The 23,455-nt window shown below is 38.9% G+C and carries 23 protein-coding genes, 1 riboswitch and 1 other annotated feature; of the genes, 8 read left to right on the top strand and 15 right to left on the bottom strand.

Translation table 11 applies throughout. From position 1 onward, the window contains the following. Positions 1-45: 45 nt before the first annotated feature. Both argS and ACMGGO_RS11245 read right to left on the bottom strand, forming a co-directional pair. Entirely contained in the window at positions 46-1,719 is a 1,674-nt protein-coding gene (gene argS / locus ACMGGO_RS11240; protein ID WP_374805493.1) for an arginine--tRNA ligase, read from the bottom strand. A 44-nt stretch (positions 1,720-1,763) separates the two neighbouring features. Continuing rightward, positions 1,764-1,983: a binding site (T-box leader), on the bottom strand. A gap of 81 nt (positions 1,984-2,064) precedes the next feature. Next, on the bottom strand, positions 2,065-3,951 hold the full coding sequence (locus tag ACMGGO_RS11245; protein ID WP_374805491.1) for an FAD-dependent oxidoreductase: 1,887 nt from the start codon (positions 3,949-3,951) through the stop codon (positions 2,065-2,067). A 599-nt stretch (positions 3,952-4,550) separates the two neighbouring features. On the opposite strand from ACMGGO_RS11245, the gene ACMGGO_RS11250 reads away from it, so the two are divergent. Further along, the gene (locus ACMGGO_RS11250) at positions 4,551-6,155 is read left to right on the top strand and encodes an ABC-F family ATP-binding cassette domain-containing protein (RefSeq protein ID WP_004230062.1); all 1,605 of its coding nucleotides are present in this window, start codon (positions 4,551-4,553) and stop codon (positions 6,153-6,155) included. Positions 6,156-6,284: 129 nt separating this feature from the next. Further along, complete coding sequence (locus tag ACMGGO_RS11255) at positions 6,285-7,004, top strand: metallophosphoesterase family protein (RefSeq protein ID WP_048392870.1); 720 nt, start codon at positions 6,285-6,287, stop codon at positions 7,002-7,004. Between the two features lie 57 nt (positions 7,005-7,061). On the opposite strand, the gene ACMGGO_RS11260 is transcribed toward ACMGGO_RS11255, so the two are convergent. The 4 genes from ACMGGO_RS11260 to ACMGGO_RS11275 form a co-directional block, all read right to left on the bottom strand. After that, positions 7,062-7,808: an amidohydrolase family protein gene (locus ACMGGO_RS11260; protein ID WP_103118112.1), complete on the bottom strand. Its 747-nt coding sequence runs from the start codon at positions 7,806-7,808 to the stop codon at positions 7,062-7,064. Positions 7,809-8,007: 199 nt separating this feature from the next. Continuing rightward, positions 8,008-9,243 carry a beta-ketoacyl-ACP synthase II gene (gene fabF, locus ACMGGO_RS11265; protein WP_374805488.1) on the bottom strand — a complete coding sequence of 412 codons (1,236 nt, stop codon included), beginning with the start codon at positions 9,241-9,243 and terminating at the stop codon, positions 8,008-8,010. A gap of 27 nt (positions 9,244-9,270) precedes the next feature. After that, the gene (locus tag ACMGGO_RS11270; RefSeq protein ID WP_016993630.1) at positions 9,271-9,828 is read right to left on the bottom strand and encodes a TetR/AcrR family transcriptional regulator; all 558 of its coding nucleotides are present in this window, start codon (positions 9,826-9,828) and stop codon (positions 9,271-9,273) included. A gap of 80 nt (positions 9,829-9,908) precedes the next feature. Beyond that, positions 9,909-10,379 carry a DinB family protein gene (locus ACMGGO_RS11275; protein WP_016993631.1) on the bottom strand — a complete coding sequence of 157 codons (471 nt, stop codon included), beginning with the start codon at positions 10,377-10,379 and terminating at the stop codon, positions 9,909-9,911. A 169-nt stretch (positions 10,380-10,548) separates the two neighbouring features. Between ACMGGO_RS11275 and ACMGGO_RS11280 the strand changes: the two genes are divergently transcribed. Further along, on the top strand, positions 10,549-11,187 hold the full coding sequence (locus ACMGGO_RS11280) for a hypothetical protein (protein ID WP_048392874.1): 639 nt from the start codon (positions 10,549-10,551) through the stop codon (positions 11,185-11,187). Between the two features lie 58 nt (positions 11,188-11,245). Then, a complete protein-coding gene (locus ACMGGO_RS11285; protein ID WP_016994019.1) occupies positions 11,246-12,061 on the top strand; it encodes a S1C family serine protease in 816 nt (271 codons plus the stop codon). A gap of 58 nt (positions 12,062-12,119) precedes the next feature. Here the strand turns inward: ACMGGO_RS11285 and ACMGGO_RS11290 are convergent, their stop codons facing one another. The 3 genes from ACMGGO_RS11290 to ACMGGO_RS11300 form a co-directional block, all read right to left on the bottom strand. Continuing rightward, positions 12,120-12,611, bottom strand: coding sequence for a YkvA family protein (locus ACMGGO_RS11290; protein WP_066036791.1), 492 nt, complete (start codon positions 12,609-12,611; stop codon positions 12,120-12,122). A 274-nt stretch (positions 12,612-12,885) separates the two neighbouring features. Continuing rightward, a complete protein-coding gene (locus tag ACMGGO_RS11295; protein ID WP_004230088.1) occupies positions 12,886-13,086 on the bottom strand; it encodes a cold-shock protein in 201 nt (66 codons plus the stop codon). Positions 13,087-13,308: 222 nt separating this feature from the next. Further along, positions 13,309-13,593 (bottom strand): DUF1033 family protein, encoded by a 285-nt coding sequence (locus ACMGGO_RS11300; RefSeq protein ID WP_374805482.1) that lies wholly within the window; start codon positions 13,591-13,593, stop codon positions 13,309-13,311. Positions 13,594-13,716: 123 nt separating this feature from the next. On the opposite strand from ACMGGO_RS11300, the gene ACMGGO_RS11305 reads away from it, so the two are divergent. Beyond that, positions 13,717-15,444 (top strand): globin-coupled sensor protein, encoded by a 1,728-nt coding sequence (locus ACMGGO_RS11305; RefSeq protein ID WP_066036792.1) that lies wholly within the window; start codon positions 13,717-13,719, stop codon positions 15,442-15,444. 45 nt (positions 15,445-15,489) lie between these two features. Next, on the top strand, positions 15,490-15,771 hold the full coding sequence (locus ACMGGO_RS11310) for an acylphosphatase (RefSeq protein WP_016994023.1): 282 nt from the start codon (positions 15,490-15,492) through the stop codon (positions 15,769-15,771). 336 nt (positions 15,772-16,107) lie between these two features. Here ACMGGO_RS11310 and ACMGGO_RS11315 read toward each other — a convergent pair whose 3' ends face one another. Beyond that, positions 16,108-16,320, bottom strand: coding sequence for a hypothetical protein (locus ACMGGO_RS11315; protein ID WP_048392884.1), 213 nt, complete (start codon positions 16,318-16,320; stop codon positions 16,108-16,110). 416 nt (positions 16,321-16,736) lie between these two features. Between ACMGGO_RS11315 and ACMGGO_RS11320 the strand changes: the two genes are divergently transcribed. Both ACMGGO_RS11320 and ACMGGO_RS11325 read left to right on the top strand, forming a co-directional pair. After that, positions 16,737-17,387: a 5-bromo-4-chloroindolyl phosphate hydrolysis family protein gene (locus ACMGGO_RS11320; RefSeq protein ID WP_004230101.1), complete on the top strand. Its 651-nt coding sequence runs from the start codon at positions 16,737-16,739 to the stop codon at positions 17,385-17,387. Further along, entirely contained in the window at positions 17,384-18,451 is a 1,068-nt protein-coding gene (locus tag ACMGGO_RS11325; protein ID WP_009371332.1) for a toxic anion resistance protein, read from the top strand. Before ACMGGO_RS11320 ends, ACMGGO_RS11325 begins: the two co-directional genes overlap by 4 nt. Positions 18,452-18,499: 48 nt before the next feature. Here ACMGGO_RS11325 and ACMGGO_RS11330 read toward each other — a convergent pair whose 3' ends face one another. From ACMGGO_RS11330 to odhB, 5 genes are all read right to left on the bottom strand, one after another. Beyond that, positions 18,500-18,697, bottom strand: a complete 198-nt coding sequence (locus ACMGGO_RS11330) for a DUF6501 family protein (RefSeq protein WP_048392887.1) — start codon at positions 18,695-18,697, stop codon at positions 18,500-18,502. 263 nt (positions 18,698-18,960) lie between these two features. Continuing rightward, positions 18,961-19,692 (bottom strand): amino acid ABC transporter ATP-binding protein, encoded by a 732-nt coding sequence (locus tag ACMGGO_RS11335; protein ID WP_004230107.1) that lies wholly within the window; start codon positions 19,690-19,692, stop codon positions 18,961-18,963. 12 nt (positions 19,693-19,704) lie between these two features. Continuing rightward, a complete protein-coding gene (locus tag ACMGGO_RS11340; protein WP_004230111.1) occupies positions 19,705-20,430 on the bottom strand; it encodes an amino acid ABC transporter permease in 726 nt (241 codons plus the stop codon). A 170-nt stretch (positions 20,431-20,600) separates the two neighbouring features. Further along, positions 20,601-21,458: a transporter substrate-binding domain-containing protein gene (locus ACMGGO_RS11345; RefSeq protein ID WP_004230114.1), complete on the bottom strand. Its 858-nt coding sequence runs from the start codon at positions 21,456-21,458 to the stop codon at positions 20,601-20,603. A gap of 119 nt (positions 21,459-21,577) precedes the next feature. Next, positions 21,578-21,764: riboswitch (Lysine riboswitch) on the bottom strand. A 340-nt stretch (positions 21,765-22,104) separates the two neighbouring features. Further along, entirely contained in the window at positions 22,105-23,367 is a 1,263-nt protein-coding gene (gene odhB, locus ACMGGO_RS11350; RefSeq protein ID WP_131520250.1) for a 2-oxoglutarate dehydrogenase complex dihydrolipoyllysine-residue succinyltransferase, read from the bottom strand. Positions 23,368-23,455 lie beyond the last annotated feature (88 nt).

A 23,455-nucleotide genomic window follows, 5' to 3' on the forward strand; every position in this document is an offset into this window, starting at 1 on the left:
GTTGGTCAATGATTGGACAGTTTACCTTTACATGGCTAAGGCTTCTTACATATTTTCAGGTGATTCAATACCTAATAAGGCTAATGACTCTTTTAAAACAATAGCAACACTCTGACATAATGCAAGACGGGATGCTTGCTGTTCATCTTCTGCTAATATTTTGTACTGTGCATAATATTTATTAAATAAACGTGCCAGTTGTAAGGCATATTTCGCTATTTGGGACGGATCAGCCTGCTCAAAAGCCATAGCTACCGTTTTAGGAAACTGTTCTAGTAATAAAATAATCGGCCAAGCCTGCTCTCCTAAAGATTTGAATAGCATATCTTGAGTCGGAGCTTTCTTTTTATCTAAAATAGAGCAAATACGTGCATATGTATACTGTACATATGGCCCTGTTTCGCCTTCAAAATTCATCATTTGCTCGATTGAAAATTCAATATCGTTGAGACGATGGGATTTTAAATCATTAAAAATTACCGCTCCAACCCCCACTTGCTTTGCGACTTGCTCTTTGTTAGGTAGAGAAGGGTTTTTCTGCTCCATATTACGCTGTGCAGTCGTTATAGCTTCTGCTAGTACATCTGCTAATAACACCACTTTGCCTTTACGCGTCGACATTTTTTTGCCATCCTTCAGCATCATGCCAAATGACACATGTTGCAGAATCTTTGCCCAAGGATAGCCCATTTTTTCGATGACCTGAAAAAGTTGTTTAAAGTGGAGGGACTGCTCATTGCCAACAACGTAGAACATCTTTTGGGGCTGGTAGTGCTGTTGGCGATACAGGGCTGCTGCTAAATCACGCGTCGCATAAAGCGTGGCTCCATCCGTTTTCGTTATTAAACATGGAGGCATCTCCTCCATCTCCACAACATACGCACCTTCTGATTCCACAAGGAGCCCTTTTTCTTTTAATTCTGTTACAACGGACGGCATTTTGTCATTGTAAAAGGCTTCACCTATAAAGGCATCAAAATGAATTCCTAATAGCTCATATATTGTTTGAAATTCTATGAATGACACATCACGGAACCATTGCCATAATGCCTGCGCCTCTTCATTACCGTCCTCCAATGCTTTAAAGGCGGCACGAGCCTGTTCATTGAGCGTTTGGTCTTGCTCGGCCTCTTCATGAAACTTCACATAAATCTTTAATAACTCCTCTATTGGTGACGCTGAAATAGCTTGTTTATCACCCCAAAGCTGATAAGCAACAATAAGCTTGCCAAATTGTGTACCCCAGTCCCCTAAATGATTGATACGAATGGCTTGATAGCCATTTTTTTCTGCAATATTTGCTAAGGCATTACCGATGACCGTTGAACGTAAATGTCCCATCGAGAAAGGCTTGGCGATATTAGGAGAGGAAAAATCCAAGACGACCGTTCCCATCTTTGTTGGCGTAGTACCATATTGTTGCTTGTCGCGCAGAATCTTGCGTAACACCTGTTGCGTCACCTTTTGTTGATCAAGAAAAATATTGACATAGCCACCAACAGCTTGCACACGCTCGATACTGTCATGATTTAATTGACTTGCTATCTGTGCTGCGATACTTTGCGGTGATTTTTTCAACACTTTTGCTAGAGTAAAGCATGGAAAGGCTACGTCCCCTCGCTCCAAGCTTTTGGGTTTTTCTAATAATGACAATATGTCCTCTCCTATTATTTGCTGCTTTAATGTGACTGCTATACTGTCGGCGATTTGTTGATTCATTTTGCTCCTCCTCCTGTTCAAATAAAAAAGCCCTCGCCTCTATAATTAGAGACGAGAGCATGATAATCCCGTGGTACCACTCTAGTTGCCATGTAACATGACCACTTTCCATTGTTAACGAGGTGACGCCCCGCTATTCTCTACTATTTGTTCGAGAATCTTCTCCAAAGTGCGCTTCATTCATGGTTCCTGCATTAGGCTCCCACCGTCCCTAACTCGCTAGCCAGTCATTCCATCAATTACTCTCTTTTTCATCGAATTTTTTTATGATTTTGACATATATTACAGGACTTTCTAATTGGCGTCAACCCTTTTTTACGTTGCCGTTTCAGCAAAAAACGCTCCTCACAAGGAGGAACGTTTTTTTTCTACATAATGAATCACATCAGCCATAATCGCATACATCTCTTTTAATTTTAATTTCTTATTATCAGAGACTTTCTTCGCTACTTTCTCCGTGACAATTCCTTTTTCTACCAATGTATCCCAACTAGTCGCATTGGATTCACCGATGAGGACGTCAGCCAAATATTGAGCTAACTCATCTCGCTCAATAGCTTCATCGCCTTGATTATAAACTTTATTGATGACAATTTCGAGCTGGTCCTTCATTCCTGCTGCACTTTCTCCACCAGCACGTAGCATGCTCTCTTTTAACATTTTAGCAAACTTTATTTTCGTCGCCTTACTGTCTACTTTTAGGTCATTATCATAGCCGCCCACAACAAGGCCGTAATTAATGAGGGTTTGAATGGCTTCATCATACCATTCTCCTTGATATGGATACTCAATTGAAAATGAATCAACATAGGCACCTTGTTTAGCTAATTGCTTTCGTAATGTAGCGATTAATGATTTATCCTTACTCATGTCTCTAAAGGTTACATCGTGCTTCTGTACAAGAGCAGCCGCAGTCCCAGCCGCTTCACCTGTCACCATCCCTGTTGGAACAATACGTGCACTACCAGCTGCAAGTGATGAATAACCAGCAGAGCGTCCGACAACCATTAAGCCATCAATATCCTTCGGTACTAACGACCGGAAAGGAATAGCATATTGCTTTGGTGCAGCGATCACATAGCCATAATCATGAGGCGTTTGCGCTTGCACATCGACTGGATAAGAAGCAATGCCAATGCTATCCCACTGATCACTATTTTTCCACAGGTCTGCCATTGGTAATTGATACTCTGCCCAAATATGTCTCGTTTCTCGGACGTAGAGTTCTTCTGGATAGCTGACAATTTCAGCCTTTTCAAACCCTGGGAAGTTTGTTTGTAAATATTTTAGAATGTGTAACGTTTCTTTCTTCCCAGCAACAATCGCCGCTTGTTTTGAGGATTCATTCAAGCCATCAATACCAAAAATCTGTAAGGCATTGATGAAATATTCATCATCTACACGAGCTAAATTTAACCCTCGTAATCTTGTACCCTCTTGTAATGGCTTGTATTCATCATGTAGCTTTGTAAAGCCCCACATCACCGTATGATTTAAATTAGCACCGCCAAATACACCGGAATTAGCCGCTTTTTTGACTTCATCCCAATTGACATTTTTTAAATGTAGCATTAAAGTCACAGCCATACGCTTATCCTTTATGCCAATATCTTCTCCGCCCACAAAGAAAGGAACGCCCGACAAGGCAGCAAAATCAGCATCCTGTGTAGCATCTATGAATGATTTCCCCGTCACAACATATGTACCGTACTCATTTTTTAATTCCACAGACGTTAATTGTTGTTGTTTGACATTTGCTTTCACAACCTCGGTTTGCACGGATAACGTTAAGTTGGGCTCTTCATCGATTAGCTTTTTAAAGGCTGCCTTAGCACCTACAATGCCAAAAGCGTCATTCCCTCTAACAAGCTCATGCCATTCCTTAAATATTCCCTCACTAATCGAATTGTTATGGCCATCACGAGGAATGTCGAGGAAATTCAGCATACCATATGTAAATAATCCACCTAACTCTTGTCGTTTTTCGACCAGCAATGTTTTCGCACCATTTCGAGCAGCAGCCACAGCCGCAGCCACTCCCTCTGGCTCACCACCGATGACAATAACATCATATTCTTCCTCTATATGTTCAATTGGTTCTGGCTTTTTATACTCATCTACTAATTTATTGTATGCCATAGAGTTTGTTATTTCTTTAATAAAATAGTAGCTACCAAACCCAACTAAAACTACTATTACACAAGTGGCTGTCCATAATAAGCCCTTACCCATAATATACCTCCAATTGTTAAAATTTCCATCGATGTGTTTATTTAATCATCATTCCCGCCACAAGGGCTGAATGTCCTAGTTGAACGCAGGCATAGCATATCATTACCACAAACGAATAATTCTTTAGCTTACAGCATTCTTATATGAAATTATCATCAAGATAAATGAATGAAATCATTTATGAGGATTGTGATGTTTTTAGTCTAACTTTAGCAACATCTATCTAGTATAAATGAAAGAGCCACGAATAGCTGGCATTCAAAACGGGGATGGGCTTGTGGGCACCAGTGATGATTTACTTGATATATAAACAGTCAGAATCATTTTAGACGAAACCTTTGTGAATAAGCAACTAAAATCCCCGTGGTAAATGATGTCATTTTTCTATTCTTTTTCAAAAATAGTTAATCACACTACAATATAGACGCCTCACTCTCAAAGAAAGTTACACCAAATTTAAATTTTTATTGTATCTTTATTCAGTTTATGTTTAACAAAAAATGTGGAAAGAACGCCAAACCTTGATTTAATAATGTTTATAGACTATGGAACATATTTCATGCTATACTAGAGCCATTGTGAAAAAAGGAGGAACTTGCATGATTCAAGTTAGTAATGTAGGTCTTCGCTATGGCGATCGTAAACTATTTGAAGACGTAAATATAAAATTCACACCAGGCAATTGCTACGGTTTAATTGGGGCAAATGGTGCTGGTAAATCAACATTTTTAAAAATCCTTTCTGGTGAAATTGAAGCGCAGGAAGGAAATGTATCGATGGGTAAGGACGAACGTTTATCTGTCCTGAAACAAAACCACTTCGAATATGATGAGCATACAGTGCTCGACACAGTTATTATGGGGAATAAACGCCTATATGACGTGAAAACAGAAAAAGATGCTATCTATGCAAAGGAAGATTTCTCAGATGAGGATGGCATGCGTGCTGCAGAGTTAGAAGGTGAATTTGCAGAGCTAAACGGTTGGGAAGCTGATTCAGAAGCGGCTACACTATTAAACGGTTTAGGTATCTCCGATGATCTTCATTACATGCTAATGGGCGATCTTGAAGGTTCTGACAAAGTTAAAGTATTACTGGCACAGGCACTGTTTGGTCAGCCTGATGTACTATTACTCGATGAGCCTACCAACCACCTTGACTTAAAGGCAATTCAGTGGCTGGAAGAGTTCCTGATTAACTTTGAGAATACAGTTATTGTTGTATCCCATGACCGTCACTTCTTAAATAAAGTATGTACACATATTGCGGATTTGGACTTCTCTAAAATCCAATTATATGTAGGGAACTATGATTTCTGGTATGAATCTTCTCAATTAGCGCAAAAAATGGCACAAGACCAAAATGCGAAAAAAGAAGAGAAAATTAAAGAATTACAAGCGTTTATCGCACGTTTCTCTGCCAATGCTTCTAAATCGAAGCAAGCAACATCTCGTAAAAAAATGCTTGATAAAATTGAGCTTGATGATATTAAGCCATCAAGCCGTAAATATCCATTCATCAACTTCCAAATCGGGCGTGAAATTGGTAACGATGTCCTAACAGTAGACGGTCTAACAGCAAGTCATGAAGGCGAAACGCTATTCAAGGACATGCGCTTCTCGATGAACAAAGAAGATAAAATTGTTTTACTTGGTAGCCCAATGGCGAAAACAGCACTTCTTGATATTTTAATGGAAGAAAAAGAAGCGGATGCTGGCACATTTAAATGGGGGGTAACGACATCTCAAAGCTACTTCGAAAACGATCATGACAAGTACTTCGAAGGTTCTGAAAAAACATTAGTAGAATGGTTACGTCAATATTCTCCAGACGATGAAACAGAAAGCTTCCTTCGTGGTTTCCTAGGACGTATGCTGTTCTCTGGTGAAGAAGTGAAGAAATCCCCTGCTGTTCTTTCTGGGGGCGAAAAGGTACGTTGTATGCTATCGAAAATGATGCTTGCGACAGCAAATGTTATTTTATTAGATGAACCTACGAACCACCTTGACCTTGAATCTATTCAAGCATTGAACGAAGGCTTAATTCGTTTCAAAGGCGCAATGATTTTCACATCACATGACCATCAGTTCATCCAAACAATTGCTAACCGTGTCATCGAAATCCGTGAAGACGGCTCTATTTTAGATAAGCAGTTAACATATGATGAATTCCTAGAGTGGAAAGATAGCCAAGGCTTAAGCTAAGCTTTACAAAAATCCTCTACCCATAGTGGGTAGAGGGTTTTTTTGTATTTTGTGTTTATATGGTTTTTAAAGGATTAAAAGGATTTTTATTGAATGATATAGTATAGCATTAATGAGGGGGTAATCTTCGTGAAGAAAATTGCAATTATATCAGATATTCATGGGAATAAAACGGCATTAGAGGCCGTATTAAAAGACATTCGCTTAAGAAAGATTGACAGAATTTTTTGTTTAGGTGATTTAATCGGCAAGGGCCCTCAAGGTTCTGCCTGTATAGAACTTATCCAACAGAATTGTGAACAAGTCGTACGAGGCAATTGGGACGTATTTATTCAATCCCCTACTGACAATGATTTTCTCCAATGGTTTAAAGATCGATTAACAGCAAAAGACTATCAATATCTCGGGTCATTACCCTTCCATATTGATCTTGAATTAAATGAACAGCTCATAAGATTTTTCCATGCGTCTCCAAGAAGTGAATTTGAACGTATCCTACCAAATCATCCACTTGAAAAGCGTTTATCTATGTTTGAGAATACGGCAGTAACCAATTCAAGCCATTACAAGAAACATCCTGATATTGTGTTCTATGGCGATATCCATACAACTTTTTTACATACATATAAACAAGGAATTCTTTGTAATGTAGGGAGTGTTGGTAATTCACTTGACCTAACTTCTGCTTCCTATGCCATTCTAGATGGAACACAGTCAAACAATGCCATCCAATTTATTAGAGTAGCATATGACCGAGAGGCTGAGCTAATGATCGCAAAAGAACTAGGTATGCCTCAATTAGATCAGTATTATAATGAAATTATGTTTGCCAACTATCGAAATGCTTAGTACCGTCATAATTAAAAAAGAATCCATTTTCATGCCAACATGGATTCTTTTTTATATTCAACGCTGAAAATACCATTGTAGCGCATTCTTGTAGAGGATTTTATCAGCAGCCTGTTGATCAAATAGCTGTTGAATCAATTCCACATCCCCATAATTAAAAGGTCGTTTAGCTCTTGTAGACGGGCAATCTGTTCCAAACATGAGGGCATCTGGATTAGCATTATAAATCGCTTGTAAAGCATGCTTCACATCCAGCTCCACACGACCAAAGCCAGTCGCCTTGACACGTACTCCCTTATCAACAAGCTTTAATAAATGTGGCAGCCCTTCTTCCGACAACCCTAAATGATCGATGGAGATGGCTGGTAATGCTTCAATTGTCGAGGCTATCTCCGGTATTTCCTTCGCATCGATATATAATTCACTATGCCAGCCCACCAAATCATAAACCCGTCGTGCAAAGGTTTCTAGCTGTGATAAATCCTCTGAGCCACCTCGTCTACTATTAAAGCGTAATGCCCGTACCCCATTGTTATGTAAATGTACAATTTCATCATCCGTGACCGTATTAGGTAATTGCGTTACCCCACAAAACGTGGGACCAAGTTGTTTCAATGCTTTTAAAAGATAGGCTTGGTCAAATCCTTGAAAAGATCCTGATACAATGGCGCCTCCCGCTATCTGGAGACTCACTGTGTCCTTTTGATAATCCTCTACTACATAGCTTGGTGGCGTATAACCTTGATTTTCGATAATCGGAAAATTAAAGTCAATGATATGAAAGTGTGCATCAAAGATTCGCATCATTTATCCCCCTTTTCCTTTGAATTTACCATACTCTAACTATAAGTTATAATACGAATTTCTAGCTATTTCTCATAAGGAAAACTTATTGACTTGCAATAGCTTAAGTTCCCTCTTCTCTTTTCAAGTTGATAAAACAAACATAAAAAATGGTATGAACAATTAAATTCATACCACTCTTTTTAGCTAAGCTAATGCCTTATTCCTCAAATTTTTTAAATGCTAGCACAGCATTATGACCACCAAAGCCAAACCCATTCGATAGCGCAAAGTTAACGTCTTGATGAAGTGCCTCATTAGGAACATAGTTTAAATCACATTCGGGATCTGGTGTTTCATAATTGATGGTTGGTGGAATAATGCCCTCCATTATACTTTTCAATGTAATAATGGCTTCAATTCCACCGGCCGCGCCAAAGAGATGTCCTGTCATCGATTTTGTGGAGCTAACCTTTAGTTGATAGGCATGGTCACCAAAAACGTGTTTAATAGCCTTTGTTTCAGATTTATCTCCCTCTGGAGTACTTGTGCCGTGTGCGTTGATATAATCGATAGCTGCCCCATCGATAGCACCCATTTTTAATGCCAGCTTCATGGCATTGGCAGCACCCGTAAAATCAGGAGCTGTAATATGATAAGCATCTGTTGTCACACCATAGCCAACAATCTCACCCAGAATCGTAGCACCCCTTTGTTTGGCGTGTTCATACTCCTCTAGGAATACGATGCCAGCTCCTTCAGACATGACAAAGCCATCCCGCTTGCTATCGAATGGTCGACTGGCCTTTGTTGGCTCTTCATTCCTAGTGGACATGGCTTTCATGCGGGAGAATCCTGCAAAGCTAAGTGGATTGATCGGTGCCTCCGCTCCGCCTGCTAAAATGCCATCCGCATAGCCATGTCGAATCGCTAAGAAAGCTTCTCCAATCGCCTGGTTTCCTGTCGCACAGGCAGAAACAGGTGAAAAGCTTGGTCCTTTAAAGCCCGTTTTGATTGCTAGTATTCCTGCAGCCATATTGCTAATCATCATCGGCACCATAAATGGTGACACCTTCCTAGGCCCTTGATTGAGCATCGCTTGATGATTTTCTAAAATCGTTTCAATGCCCCCAATGCCAGAGCCAATGTAAACGCCTAAACGCTCCTTATCTACCTGATCCATATTTAAATTGGCTTGTGTCAGAGCTTGCTGGGCAGCGGCAACAGCATATTGCACAAATAGATCATATTTACTGATTTCTTTTTTATCCATATACAGCGTTGCATCGAAATCCTTACTCGTCCCAGCAATTTGCGTATTAATGCCGCTGAATGCCTCCCCTTGAATTTTTTGAATCCCTGATTTTCCTGCCTTAATATTCTCCCATAAGGCTGATACCGAATTACCTAACGGGGAAACAACACCATATCCAGTAACAACGACTCTTCGTACCATGCACATCGCTCCTTCTCGTATCATGTCTTACTTTAACAGTTCCTTTAATTGCTCCAGCATCTTTTGAAAGAACGCTTCTCCTACAACACGTTTATATTGTAATGCCCCTTTCGTACTTGAAATAAGTAATACAGCTAGAGCCTCCAAATCATTAGTAGCTTGGAGTGCGCCTTGTTGTTTAGCATCTTTCAATAGCTCAACAAAGACATCGATTTCCATTTGACTAAGCTGCTGAAGCTTTTCTTGCATTGGTTGCGGTAATTCTTGATAATCCGCCTGTAAAGCTGATATAGGGCAAATGCCGTCTTGCTCTAGAAATTTTATTCGCTGCATAATAAAGGCAAATGGCTTTTCCTCAGCTGGCAAAGTGGACTCCTTCATCAATGTAAAAGTTCTCTCTAATCCTTGTTGAATTCTTTCGCAAACAGCAATCCCTAAGTCTCCCTTCTTCTCGAAATGATAGTGAATACTGGCTTTCGTGACGCCAAGCTCCTTTGCTAAATGCTCATAACTAAATGATGTGAATCCTTTTTCCTGAATATTCTTCAATGTTAATTCTATAATTTGCATTTTTCTATTTGTCATGGCTTTATACTAACTTACTAGTAGGTAAGTGTCAATCTAAAAAATGCAGCAGATAAACGATTTATCTGCTGCTCGCGTAATTATTGCATTTCCTTTGTTGGTCCCATCACGCCAGGTACTGGTAAACCTGCTTGACGTAGTAGGACCGTCATTTGTCCACGATGATGTGTTTGATGGTCAATTAATACACGTAATAAAGCCCCTTTTGGCATCGGCGCTTTAAAGCCTGTTACTACCTCTAGTAACTCTTCATTCGAAAGCTTAGCCACTTCCTCTTTAATACCATTTGCTACGCTTTCATAGGCTGTCACGATCTCAGCCGCAGTCGTTGGCACAGGATCTTCTTGACGAATCATTGGTACTTTTAATCCTGCTAGATAGCTAAAATAACCTGCTGCTCCAACTAAATGCCAGCCTAACCAACCAAGTGTACTGTGACCCTCTACAATGCTTTGCTGAAGCTTGTCATCTGTTAAAGCCTGTAATACCTGTAGTGTCCCGTTTGATGCATTTGACCATTCTTGTAAGAAATCATCTACATGTCTATACATGTCTTTGCCCCCCATTTTTTCACTTCATTTCTATCATAGATAATTTTCCATGCTGTTACAAGTTTTCATTTAATAGTTTACATAATAATATTATTTATATAATCTCATATTATTCGTATAACACTCCTCGTTCACGTATAATGAAAGAAAATAGCGAAGGAGTGTGCCCATGAGATACCCTGTTCTAGTACTTTCTGTAGTATTTTTACTGGCTGGCTGTCGTGAAGAAGTTCAGGAAGAGCCTGTGCCAGCTCCAACACCATCTGTGGAAGACAAGCAAGCAGTGGAACAAGATCAAACGTCACTTCTCTCCTATTTTCCACCTGATGGATCTGTTGCTTCTTTTCAAGGGGAAGGAAATGAATTTGCTAGCTTCACACTAAAAACTACCTACCTCGATACACAGCATATCGTACAAATAGAGGATAATGGTGGTGTGACACTATTAAAAATCTACCGCATAACGGATACAAGTATTGATCTTGTCTATCGAGAACCTGTTGACAGTAATCCAAGCATGCCAAGTGCAGCTGAGGCAGCATCTTATCCTGTACTGGAAACCGTACTTCAAAAGCCTTTACAAGTCGGGACAAGCTTTCAAGGTTGGACCATTGAATCAACGACCGCTACTGTTGATACTGGTACAACGGTCTATCAAGATGTCATCCAGCTAAGTCGCTCTGAAGATCAAATGACCACAACCAAATATTTTGCAAAGGACATTGGTCTAATTCGCAAAGAGGATACGATGGAAACAGAGCAAGATGAGCCATTTGTTGTGACATCAACCTTGCAAAAAATAGAATAATTGAAAGAAAACAGGCGTCCTGCTTGGGCGTCTGTTTTTTAGCATAGGAGGCCAATCAATGAGTGATATACATAATGCAACACCAAAGCAAGATGAATTAACGGAAGAAGAATTTATTGAACTTGTACTCGAGGAACAGCAAGAAGCATTAGCACAGGCGCGAGAAGAACGCATTTATGGAAAAAAGCCAAAAAAACAAAAGCCTCTTGTACGCTGGATCGTGTGGGGTATGGCACTAGTGCTGTTTTTCAATACATTTGCCCTCATTTTTCAAATCTACTCCATACCTGCGCTTGAATTTATCAAGGTTTCAACGCGGCTCTCTGCACAAGAGGATATACAAACCTATAAAAAGGCAGTCGTTGAAATTTCAACAGGCTCCAGTAAAGGCACTGGTTTTGCCATCTCACCAGATGGTCTGATTGTCACCAACGCCCATGTTGTCGAACATGCCACAACATTATCAGTTGTCTTTCCTGATGAGGGACTGATGGAAGCAACATTAATCGAGAGCTATCCAGCCGTAGATTTAGCCTTTGTACAGGTGCAAGCTGAGCAACTTCCCTATCTACCTCTTGCAGAAGATCCACCTTACACTGTTAATGAACATGTCTATTTTATTGGAAATCCACTTGCTTTCACCGGCATCGCTAATGAAGGAACATTGCTAGAAGCCATTCAATTAGAAGATTGGCAGGAGCCAGTTAGGATGCTAAAAGCTCCTGTTTATCGGGGCAATAGTGGTAGCCCTGTAATCGATCAACATGGTGAGGTCATTGGGGTTATCTTTGCCACGATGAAATATGAGCCCATTGGAAATGTTGGCCTATTTGTACCTGTACAACAACTCCGAAATTTATTAGAAGAGCAATAAAAAATGAACCTGTAATAAGGTTCATTTTTATAGGGCGTCTTAGGTTTACATAATATTATTATTTATCTTTACTTTCTTGCTTGACGAACTGAGCAATTGGTGATTTTACAGGAATTTTACTGACTACCTCATCACTTACTTCTGCAACCTTTTGTAGCACATGTAAAAGCTTGTCATCCCCTGTCCAGTGCTTTTCCACTACATCTGGACCCAACTTATTAATAATGGTATTTACCACAAAAGTTGCTAGTACAACATCATCTAAATAGCCACCAAAGCCTAGCAGTCCTTCTGGCATTAAATCCATTGGTAATACAAAATACGCAATGGATGCCCCAATTAATGCACGACTCTTTTTATCTACACCCGCATCGGTTACTGTTTTAATTAACAAATGAAATAAATCAGGCACAAACATTAAATACGGAGTAAACTTGTTACTTTTTCCCTTTTTCGACCCAAGGAAAGCTACTAATTTTGTACGTAGTTTCTGATAAAAATCCTGTTGCTCCTGTTCTTCAGGCAATTTTTCTTCATTATTCACATTCATCTGCCTCCTTCTTTACAGCGATGCGCTATTTTGGCGGGGCTACCCTCCATTTTATGGGGTTATCCGCTACTTTTGTGCAGCTATCCTCCAGTTTCACATGGCTATCCGCTACTTTTATAGCGCTATCCTTTACTTTTGCATGGCTATCCGCCACTACTATATATTTAACCTAAAATAGGATTTGTAATCCTTAAACTTGCAAATGATACAAAAAAGACATCCTATTTGCATAGGATGTCTTGGGTTTAACGAAAGTAATTTTAATTACTGAGAATTAAAGTTTAGTTACGTTAGCAGCTTGTGGTCCGCGGTTGCCATCTACAACTTCGAATTCCACTTTTTGACCTTCGTCAAGAGTTTTGAAACCTTCGCCTTGGATAGCTGAGAAGTGTACGAATACGTCGTTTTCACCTTCAACTTCGATGAATCCAAAACCTTTTTCTGAGTTAAACCATTTTACTGTACCTTGTTTCATTTAAGAAAACCTCCAAAAAATAAAAGTGAACAATATGTAATTTCTTCAGCGATTGAAAAAAATTCACATATTACAAAGAGTACCGAACTAACGCGATCACTTTTTGTAATATGTGAATTCATGTTTCCGGTGAAGCAATTAAATTGTTAAGTTAAGTATAACTGCCATCCATAATTTTGTCAAATAAAGAAAAAATCTTTTTTACTTTTTTTCAAAATTTTTTTACTTCTCTTCTATTTTACACGCAATTATCCCATGATATACTTGTGCATCATCATCGCAAGCCTCACAGTAAAAGCTTTCATCCTCAGACCAAAAAGCCCAATACTGCTCCTCTTTCGCTGCCTCATTATCGTAAGAGGAACGAAATTGCGCTAATTTTTGTTGTAATGCACGTTCAAAGAGCTCCTTCGTGTCAAATGTATCTTCAGTTTGAATATAAGCTTCCCAGCCTTCAAATTTCCACCAAGGCTCATAGTCCGCTTTCATGTAAATAATTGTATACATATTTGCCCATTCCTTGCTGTCATAAGATAGTTTCATTTTAGCAAACACAACTGAAATGTCTATTAAAACCACCTGAATTATGCTATTATTACCTTATTATACATACTTTTTGGAGGTATTTTTATGTTTTCAAGTATTCGACCTAAAGCAGAGCTAGAAGAACTACTCAAACGTGGTACAGATTTACATGCAACAGGCCGATTTTACCAAACACTGGCATTCAATCATTTCACTTCACAAGATGAGGAGCACTTAAAGGCACTCTATCAAAAGCTCAAAGACATTACCCCTTCCATGAATGCCATTTTTCATCATTATTTAAGCGAGATATCCCCTACCTCTCAATTAATCATTAGTGAAGAAAATATTAATCAATACTTAACACAGTTTTTCTTAGCAACTCGTGATGATCATTATGTAGATGAAACTGTCAAATTTTTCAATCTATTCCGCAAGCATCAATACGAGCCTGGTAAATTAATTGTTGTCTTCAACCAATTTGCCTTCTATATTACTACATATATTTTATACAATTTTGGTATCAAGCCAAATAAAGCATTTCAATATATGAAATCATTCCAATCCGCTGTCAATGTCGATCAAGAATTATTAGTGGAAGTGTTAACAGAACGCATTATTGAAAATGTGGTAGGAGAAGTATCTTCTTTAATGGATGTCAATGCCAAAATTATGTACATGAAAGATTTAGTTTTTAGCCTAGATAAGCAAAATGAAGAGATTCAATCCTCTACTGCTGCCACAGAACAGATTGCAGCTTCTATCAATGAGGTTGCACGCATGTCTTCTCATATATCAGAGAAAACAACTGAATCTGTTGACCATGCTACAAAAGGTAAAAACGCTATTGAGCATGCCCTATCGGAGATTTTTAAAACAGAGGAGACCTTTACATCCATTGTTGACTCATTTTCAGAATTACAAAAAAGGGTAAATGATATTGAACAGGTTGTCACATTAATCAATCAAATCGCCGATCAAACGAATCTACTCGCACTTAATGCCTCCATTGAAGCAGCGCGTGCAGGTGAACATGGGAAAGGCTTTGCGGTCGTTGCACAGGAAGTACGAAAGCTTGCTGAAAACACGGTAGCTGCGCTAAGTGAAGTATCCGCAAATGTTCATCATTTAAAGAGTTATTCGAATGATGTTTCTAACTCGATTACAGATACGACAGCTATTATTAAAGAAGCAACCGTTGAAGCAAAAGATTCGTTACCATTATTAAATGCCATTGTTCAAGCGATTGAGGGTATTAATTTAGATGTGACAAATACGGCTGCCATTTCCCAGGAACAAGCAGCCGCGATTGATGAAGTTTCAGCAAGAATGATCGAAATTTCAAGCTTGCAGGAAGATATTCGTGATTATAGTCATAATACATCCAGCGATATTCATTTATTAGGGAAAGAAATTAACCGTTTCCGTAATGATCTTATTGCTAACAATAATGTACAGCTTTCATCTATTGCCCTACTACAATTATCGAAGGCGGATCATATTTTATGGAAATGGCGCATTTATAACATGTTCCTTGGCCTAGAAAACGTTGATCCAAGCGATGTTTCTTCTCATAGAGACTGTCGACTTGGCAAATGGTACACTGCGCCTCGTACAGTCGAACGTTTCGGTCATTTACAGGACTATCATGAATTAGATGGCTATCATTTACGCGTCCATGAATCAGCGAAGCTTGCGGCTGAAGCTCATAAAGCGGGTCATATCGAACAAGCTGATATTCATCTAAAAGAAGTCGATGAGGCATCTAAGCATGTACTTTATCACATTAATAACTTAATTGCCTATTTAGAAAAAGAACGTGTCATGCAATAAAAGGAGAGGTTCGCCCCTCTCCTCTATTAAGTAGGAGGTATTCCCTTGAACAAACGAGCAAGTATAAAATTTTTTGGTGATGTCTATGGCACAGGCTACCGATTCTTCATCAAGCAAAAAGCTATTGAATTAGGGTTAAAAGGATACTGTCGATTGAATGACGCAGAGCAAATTGAAGTGGAAGTGGAGGGCTCAGAAAAGGCACTCAATGAATTTCTCCTTTTTGTCCAAAAAGGCGTTAGTCCCCAAGCCGATTCCAATTCATTTTCTTTAGAATTATACGATGATTTAAAAGGCTATATACGTATGGAGTCAGACATTGTTTAATGTCTGGCTTTTTTGTAGTGTTGTTGGGTTCAACAAATTTTAAACTAACACGGCGTTTTATTGTCACATATGAAGTAATACAATTTACTTGTCCTTGTTGCGGATATAATGCATGAAAAACTACTAAATACTTACCAGATATGTGCAATTTGTATATTAGATTGGGTGCATGCGAAGAACGATGTATTGCGTTTGTAAGAAAAACAAACAAAAAAGATTCAAATTGGAAGCCGTTTTTCTAGAGAGCTGACACTGGGCTATGGGTTCTTTGAATGATGCCTCCTCTCCTAGTTATTGAAATCAAAAAAGTCATGCTCTTAAGAACATGACCTATCGTCATTTTTTGATTTTTATTTTTTGAATGGCAGCAACTAATATTGATTCATCAGTGATTTTCACATATTGATTTTTAGATTCCTTCATATAGCCTTCTTTGTTTAAATAGGCTTTTAATTTTGATTTTTTCTCAAAGACTTTTTCTTTCACTTTCTGTTCACTTACTGGTTCATCCATATTTTTTGTAATAGACACCAGAAAAATTTTCGTCATCCTATATCCCCCTTTGTATCAGTTACGAATTCATTTGGAAAAAGTTTCATACAAGACTCATTCATTTTGGATGAAGATGCTCTTCTTAGAGAATAAACCGCTCCTTTTCGAGTTGGAGCCGCTCATGGATCTCACTTAACCGCTCGCGTTGAGGCAGAAGCCGCTCTTGAATCAAATTACGCTCCTCTATTCAGTGACCGAGATGCAAAAAATCGCTCATTAAGATGTCAGAATGGCTCCTTAGGATAACAAAACCGACTTATTCATCGAAACAACTCACTTATTCTATGTATTATCATTGAGAAAGTTCACAAATAGCAGTAAAATTTATGTAAGGGATTAATTTTCAATGAAACTTTATGTCGATTATTTCGTATAAGAAGATAGACATATTGAAAAGCAAGGAGGATGAAACAATGCTTAGTGTCGGACAGTTTTTCTCTAGACATAGTGCCAGCTTTCTTATTTCGCTCACAACTGTTTCTATCGCAGCAATTGCGGCAAATCCTGGATTCTTCCTTGGTGGTTTACTGTTTGCGGGTTCCTATGCGACGAGTACAGCGTTGCTGAAACATAGACAAAAAAAGAAAGTCATGCAAATAGCAGGCATCACAAAAGAAGAATTCAAACACATTGAAACACAAGTATTAACAGCTAATAAGCATATTCAAACATTGAGTCAAAACTATTTACGTGTACGTTCTGTTTCAGCGTTTAAACAACTACTTGAAATGACGCGTATCTCTAAAAATATCGTCAAAATCGTCAAGACAGACCCACGTAAATTTTATAATGTGGAACCATTTTTCTATGCACACTTACCTTCTGCTGTAGAATTAACGGATAAATATACAATGCTTTCCAAGCAGCCAGTGAAGGATAAGGAAATTCAATTAACTTTATCCAAAACACGTGAAACCCTAACTGATTTGAATGACACCATTCAAATTGATTTGAAGGATGCGCTTGCAAATGATATCGATCATCTGCAAATGGAGATTGAATTCGCAAATCGTTCCAATCTTAGACGTAGAGAACAATTGGACTGGCGAGGCGATGATAAATGACAGCAAACGAACACGCATTTCAACTAAATACCATACCAGGGCTTTCTCCACTAGTCCAATCCTATTTAGAAACAACTCCGCAAAACGAGGCGATGGCGACTTATGAAACGCTATCGCCTCTTGCACAAAGTCGTGCATTACTGTATGCCAGTCAAATCGATTTGACTGATTTTGAATCATTGCTGTCCCTTGGGCAAGATTCACAGCGAGCTCTGTCTCAATTTGCCGACCGCATGCTTGCTCAAGTAAAGCAAAAGGATGTCACTAAAATTGGTCAAATGCTGGATTCTTTAATGCAGACGTTAGATCGAGTAGATCCAACTGCTTTGGAACCAAAAAAGCAAACCTTTTTCAAAAAAATCTTTGGCAAAACCGAGCCTAATGTGAAGCAAACACTCACAGAATTTGAACGTATTAGTATACAGGTGGAACGCATTGGCGTTCAGCTAGAACGTGCACAGCTTCAGCTGATAAAAGATGTTGAAAACTTAGAGGCGCTTTATGCCCATAATCGAGGATTTTTTGAGGAATTGGCAACGGCGATTGCCGCAGGACAAATGAAAAAGCAGCAAGCCATTGAGGTAGAGCTACCTGCACAAATAACGAGTGTCCAAGCTACCAAACAGCCACTTGCGATCCAGCAATTAAATGACTTTGCTGCTCAAATCGAAAGACTCGATCAACGTATTTATGATTTACAAGTATCACAGCAAGTCGCTCTGCAAACAGCTCCTCAAATTCGTATGATTCAGCAGGCCAATCAAACATTAGCTGAAAAAATTGAGTTTTCTATCGTTACCTTGATTCCGCTCTGGAAAAACCAACTGGCGATGATGCTATCGATGCATATGGATCATCATTATGCACGTTTAGAGGAGCGATTATCAAGGGCTCATGATCGCTTCTCAAGTCCCACGTTTGAACAGCAAGTTTCGAAGTTTAAAGAAACACAGCAAGAGCTGCAAACAGCAATTAAAGATGTCTTTGCCCTGCATACCGCAACTGAACAAGAGAAACAACAGCTACAGGATGTGGCGGGTGCTAGCAGCTATCAGCGAGATTAACAAAAAAATGGGTGGCTCAGCAAATGTTCTGAACCACCCTGTTTGTTTTTATTCAAAATAATCTTTATAGTAGCCACCGACATTACCTGTGTTGTCGATGATAAAAACGAACTCTTCTGTTTCATTTTTCACTTCATACTCTTTTCCTACTGTCAATACGTTTGATACTAAGTATTTCGATGCATTTGTATGTTTGCAAGTAACCGTTCGTAATGTTGGCGCATCTTTCCATTTTAAATGTAACATATTCTCTCTACCTCTCTTTACTAGCAAAAGCTAATGTCTATTGCTTATTTTATAATATTTTTGGTCTTTTGTGGAGAAAAAAGAAATACTATACCTATTCTATCCAAAAAAAATGAATATTTGAGGTGTTATGATGAGTTTTGGTGGTGTACCGCAATGGTTTTTTATCATTGCTGTAGCATTCGCAATCTGCTTTGTACTTTATGCAGAATGGAATTCTAGAAAATAAGTGAGTCCAACAGGTTGGACTCACTTTTTTGTGCTTATTTTAATGTACGCTTTAAAAATTCCTTCGTACGTTCATGTTGTGGATTGACTAATACTTGTGCTGGAGGGCCTTCTTCCACAATTACACCTTTATCCATAAAGACAACACGATCTGCTACTTCTTTGGCAAATTCCATCTCATGTGTCACGATGAGCATCGTATTGCCCTCGTTTGCTAGCTGACGCATTACCTTTAATACCTCACCCACCATTTCTGGGTCTAATGCGGATGTTGGCTCATCGAATAGCATTACATCAGGATTCATTGATAAGGCACGAGCGATGGCCACACGCTGCTTTTGTCCACCCGAGAGTTGACGGGGCTTGGCATTCACATATTGATCCATGCCAACGATTTTCAAATATTTAAGCGCCGTTTCTTCTGCTTCTTTTTTCGAACGTTTTAACACTTTGATTTGGCCCACCGTGCAATTACTTATGACATTGTGGTTGTTAAATAAATTGAACTGCTGGAACACCATGCCTAAATGTGTGCGATATTCTTGAATATTGTGCTTTTCATCTAGGATGTCTTCCCCTTTATAAATAATTTGACCGCCACTTGGCGTTTCTAATAAATTTATGCAACGAAGCAATGTGGATTTACCAGAGCCAGAGGAGCCAATTAAACAAACTACCTCCCCTTTTTCCACTTGGAAATTCACATCTTTTAACACTTGGTTACGTCCAAATGATTTACTTAAATGCTCGATTTTAATGACTGCCATTTGTGCGTCCCCCTATACGGCTTCTTTTTGTTCTTTTTGATAGGCATCAGGACCATCTAGACGTTTTTCAACATACAGAAGGATGCGAGATGCGGTAAATGTCATGATGAAATAAAGAACACATGCAACGAAGAATGATTCGAAATAACGGAAGTTGTTACCCGAAATTGATTTTGTTTGGAAGAATAATTCCGTTACTCCAATGACATTTAATACGGCTGTATCTTTAATATTCATGATTAATTGGTTACCTGTCGCTGGTAAAACATTACGCGCTACTTGTGGTAAGACAACATGAAGCATAATTTGGAAGTGATTCATGCCAATTGCTGATGCTGCCTCGTATTGACCATTATCAATGGATACAATACCGCCACGAACAATTTCTGCCATATATGCCCCAGTATTGAGGGAAACGACTAAAATACCTGCTGTAATAAAGTGCATATCGATACCGAATGCGATATCTAATCCGTAGTAGACAACCATAGCTTGTACAATCATTGGTGTACCACGGAAAAATTCAACATAGCATGTTAGTATAAAATTAATGAGCTTTAAGCTATAAAATTTCACACCTTTTTTACGAACTGGAATCGTATGCATAATTCCGATGAAAAATCCGATAAATGCACCAATAATTGTACTAATACTCGAAATCAGTAACGTATAATACGCACCTCGTAAAAACATTTGCCAGTTGTTTTCAATAATTGAAAGTATCCATTCAAGACTCATGATGTTCCTCCTAACAATGTCATCTTGCTCGCTTATTTCTTTTGTGTCCTAGCTCTTTCTACTATTCTATGATTTGTCACGCTAGGACATTATCATTATGTAGAGAGGTTCTCATTTTGATAATGATGAAATGATCATGCACGGACTAATTGCTAGTCCGTGCCATGTCATTATTGTGCTGCGGGTTGTTGAGAAATAGCTTCTTCCATAATCGCTTGACGATCATCTTCTGAAATGCCTTTTAGGATTTCATTGATTTTTTCACGATTTGCGTCATCTTTACGTAAGCCTACAGCAATTGAAGTATTTGATAGGTCTGTATCAAAGCCTTCTTCAAATGCTACATATGTGAATTTATCGTTGGCAGCAGAAGCGGAAATGCCCTCTGGACGTTCAGCTACATAGCCATCAATTTTACCTGCTTCTAACGCCACACGCATTGCTGGGAAGCTCTCCATTGCTGTTTGCTTTTCTACGCCTTTAATTTGATCGATAACTGTGTAGTTTGATGTATTTAATTGTGATGTAATTTTAGCACCTGAGAAGTCTTGAATCGATTTTGCGCCTTCATATTTGCTACCTTTTTTAATAACCATAACAAAATCAGAAGTATAATAGTTTTCTGTAAAATCAATTGTTTTCTTGCGTTCTTCTGTTGGTGACATACCTGCAATAATTGCATCAATTTTGTTTGATTGTAGCGCTGGAACTAAACCGTCCCACTCCATTTTAACAATGACTAACTCTTTGCCTAGACCTTCAGCGATTTTCTTTGCCATTTGTACATCATAGCCACCTGCATACTCTGCATTATCCGCAATTTTCACTGCGCCATTTGCATCGTCTTGCTGTGTCCAGTTGAACGGTGGGTAGCCAGCCTCCATTCCAATTCGGAATTCACCGCCACCTTCTTCTTTGTCAGTTCCAGCATCACTTGAACCGCCCTCTTTTTTGTCACTTGTGCCACATGCAGCTAGCACAATTGCCGTCATGATAGAGATCATTACTAACAACCATTTTCTTTTCATGAAAAACTCCCCTTTTCTGTAAAAAAATAAGACAACTGTACTAAAAAAGACCTAAGTTTATTGAACTTAGGTCTTACCTTTTATGACAGTTGCCCAAATCCTCACTATAATTTCCATGTTTCCGAGATAGCACAACCTAGTAAATCTGGAAATCCATTTACTAGGACAGTCCTGCACTTATTCACTGCAGACCCAGTATAAAAGTACGAGCTCCTTTTATACTTCGGCGATATTTCCTTCTTCATTGCGTCTTCGCTTGCTTTTACTCAACAATGAACTAATAAATACCGCGCCTCTACCTCACTGGTAACAATTCGTGAGGTTTGTTTATTTAATTGATATTTAGATACTACTATAAAACTAATATGTTCGTCAAGACGATTTTAACATTTTTCTGACTAATGACAATATTAGGATATTGTGCGTTCTGCTTCCACTTTAAATCGTTGAACTTTTGTTGATATTTCTGAAAATTACAACAAATATTTATTATAGAGTATGTTCTACATGTGAGAAAAGTTGCGTTTTTTTCTTTCTTTGCTCCTCTAAACGATGTACCATTCGTACTCTTTCAAGCATAGAATCGGTCAATACCTTTCGTCATACAAAAAACCCTGCTGAACATTGTTCGCAGGGTTTAATGGAATTATGAATTTAATAATAAATCTTCAGGATTTTCGATTAATTCTTTAACTGTTTTTAAGAATCCTACAGAATCTTTACCATCGATGATACGGTGATCGTATGAAAGTGCTACATACATCATTGGACGGATTTGAACTTCACCATTTACTGCAACTGGACGGTTTACAATTGAGTGCATACCTAAAATACCAGCTTGCGTACCGTTCATAATTGGTGTTGACATTAATGAACCGAATACACCACCATTTGTGATTGTGAATGATCCACCAGCCATGTCATTTAAGCCTAATTTTTTATCACGAGCTTTTGTCGCTAAGTTAGCAATATCTTTTTCGATTTCTGCAAAGTTTTTGCTATTTGCATCGCGTACAACTGGTACGACTAAACCTTCTTCAGTCGATACAGCAATACCGATATCAAAGAAGTTATTTAAATGAATTTCATCGCCAGAGATTTGAGCGTTTACGTATGGGTATTTTTTCAGTGCTGCAACAACAGCTTTAGTGAAGAATGACATGAAACCAAGTTTGATGTCGTTTGCTTTTACAAACTCTTCTTGTTTACGTTTACGAAGTGCCATGATGTTTGTCATGTCAATTTCGTTGAATGTTGTTAACATTGCTGTTGATTGTTTAACTTCTAATAAACGTTTTGCAATTGTTTGGCGACGACGGCTCATTTTTTCAATTGTTACACGGTCAGAATTAGCTGCTGGTGTGAATACTACTGGGCCACCTGAAGTTGCTACGGATGTAGGTGCTGCTGCTGGTGCTACAGCTGGTGCTGTACCATGAGCTGCTACATCTTGTACACGTACACGTCCTTGTGGATCTACTGGAGATACCGCTGCAAGGTCAATACCTTTTTCACGTGCAAGACGACGTGCTGCTGGAGATGCAACTACACGCTCACCAGAAGTTTCTTCTACTGCTGGAGCTGCTGCAACTGGTGCAGGTGCTGCTTGTGGCGCTGCTGGTGCAGGTGCTGCCTCAGTTGGTGCTGCCGCTGCTGGAGCTGCTGCTGCGCCTTCGCCTGCTTCTACTACTGCGATAACTTGACCAACTAGTACAGTATCGCCTTCTTCAGCTAAAATTTGTGTTAATACACCTGCTTCTTCAGAAATGATCTCAGCGTTTACTTTATCTGTTTCAAGTTCAACGATGAATTCACCTTTTTCAACGCGATCGCCCACTTTTTTTACCCACTGTGCGATACTACCTTCTGTAATCGATTCTGCTAATTCAGGGACTTTAATTTCAGCCACTTTCATTTCCTCCTTTGATTAACGTGCATGACGCACATAGAAGGGCTACTGCTTAAGGGCAAGTAGCCCGGTTTCAAAAATTGATATA

Source organism: Lysinibacillus sp. BNK-21 (genome assembly GCF_048684915.1).
GTDB lineage: Bacteria > Bacillota > Bacilli > Bacillales_A > Planococcaceae > Lysinibacillus > Lysinibacillus capsici.

Coding starts and splice junctions, on each gene's coding strand:
- argS (WP_374805493.1), bottom strand. CDS start 1,719: ATGAATCAACAAATCGCCGACAGTATAGCAGTCACATTAAAGCAGCAA.
- ACMGGO_RS11245 (WP_374805491.1), bottom strand. CDS start 3,951: ATGGGTAAGGGCTTATTATGGACAGCCACTTGTGTAATAGTAGTTTTA.
- ACMGGO_RS11250 (WP_004230062.1), top strand. CDS start 4,551: ATGATTCAAGTTAGTAATGTAGGTCTTCGCTATGGCGATCGTAAACTA.
- ACMGGO_RS11260 (WP_103118112.1), bottom strand. CDS start 7,808: ATGCGAATCTTTGATGCACACTTTCATATCATTGACTTTAATTTTCCG.
- fabF (WP_374805488.1), bottom strand. CDS start 9,243: ATGGTACGAAGAGTCGTTGTTACTGGATATGGTGTTGTTTCCCCGTTA.
- ACMGGO_RS11270 (WP_016993630.1), bottom strand. CDS start 9,828: ATGACAAATAGAAAAATGCAAATTATAGAATTAACATTGAAGAATATT.
- ACMGGO_RS11275 (WP_016993631.1), bottom strand. CDS start 10,379: ATGTATAGACATGTAGATGATTTCTTACAAGAATGGTCAAATGCATCA.
- ACMGGO_RS11280 (WP_048392874.1), top strand. CDS start 10,549: ATGAGATACCCTGTTCTAGTACTTTCTGTAGTATTTTTACTGGCTGGC.
- ACMGGO_RS11285 (WP_016994019.1), top strand. CDS start 11,246: ATGAGTGATATACATAATGCAACACCAAAGCAAGATGAATTAACGGAA.
- ACMGGO_RS11290 (WP_066036791.1), bottom strand. CDS start 12,611: ATGAATGTGAATAATGAAGAAAAATTGCCTGAAGAACAGGAGCAACAG.
- ACMGGO_RS11295 (WP_004230088.1), bottom strand. CDS start 13,086: ATGAAACAAGGTACAGTAAAATGGTTTAACTCAGAAAAAGGTTTTGGA.
- ACMGGO_RS11300 (WP_374805482.1), bottom strand. CDS start 13,593: ATGTATACAATTATTTACATGAAAGCGGACTATGAGCCTTGGTGGAAA.
- ACMGGO_RS11305 (WP_066036792.1), top strand. CDS start 13,717: ATGTTTTCAAGTATTCGACCTAAAGCAGAGCTAGAAGAACTACTCAAA.
- ACMGGO_RS11315 (WP_048392884.1), bottom strand. CDS start 16,320: ATGACGAAAATTTTTCTGGTGTCTATTACAAAAAATATGGATGAACCA.
- ACMGGO_RS11320 (WP_004230101.1), top strand. CDS start 16,737: ATGCTTAGTGTCGGACAGTTTTTCTCTAGACATAGTGCCAGCTTTCTT.
- ACMGGO_RS11325 (WP_009371332.1), top strand. CDS start 17,384: ATGACAGCAAACGAACACGCATTTCAACTAAATACCATACCAGGGCTT.
- ACMGGO_RS11330 (WP_048392887.1), bottom strand. CDS start 18,697: ATGTTACATTTAAAATGGAAAGATGCGCCAACATTACGAACGGTTACT.
- ACMGGO_RS11335 (WP_004230107.1), bottom strand. CDS start 19,692: ATGGCAGTCATTAAAATCGAGCATTTAAGTAAATCATTTGGACGTAAC.
- ACMGGO_RS11340 (WP_004230111.1), bottom strand. CDS start 20,430: ATGAGTCTTGAATGGATACTTTCAATTATTGAAAACAACTGGCAAATG.
- ACMGGO_RS11345 (WP_004230114.1), bottom strand. CDS start 21,458: ATGAAAAGAAAATGGTTGTTAGTAATGATCTCTATCATGACGGCAATT.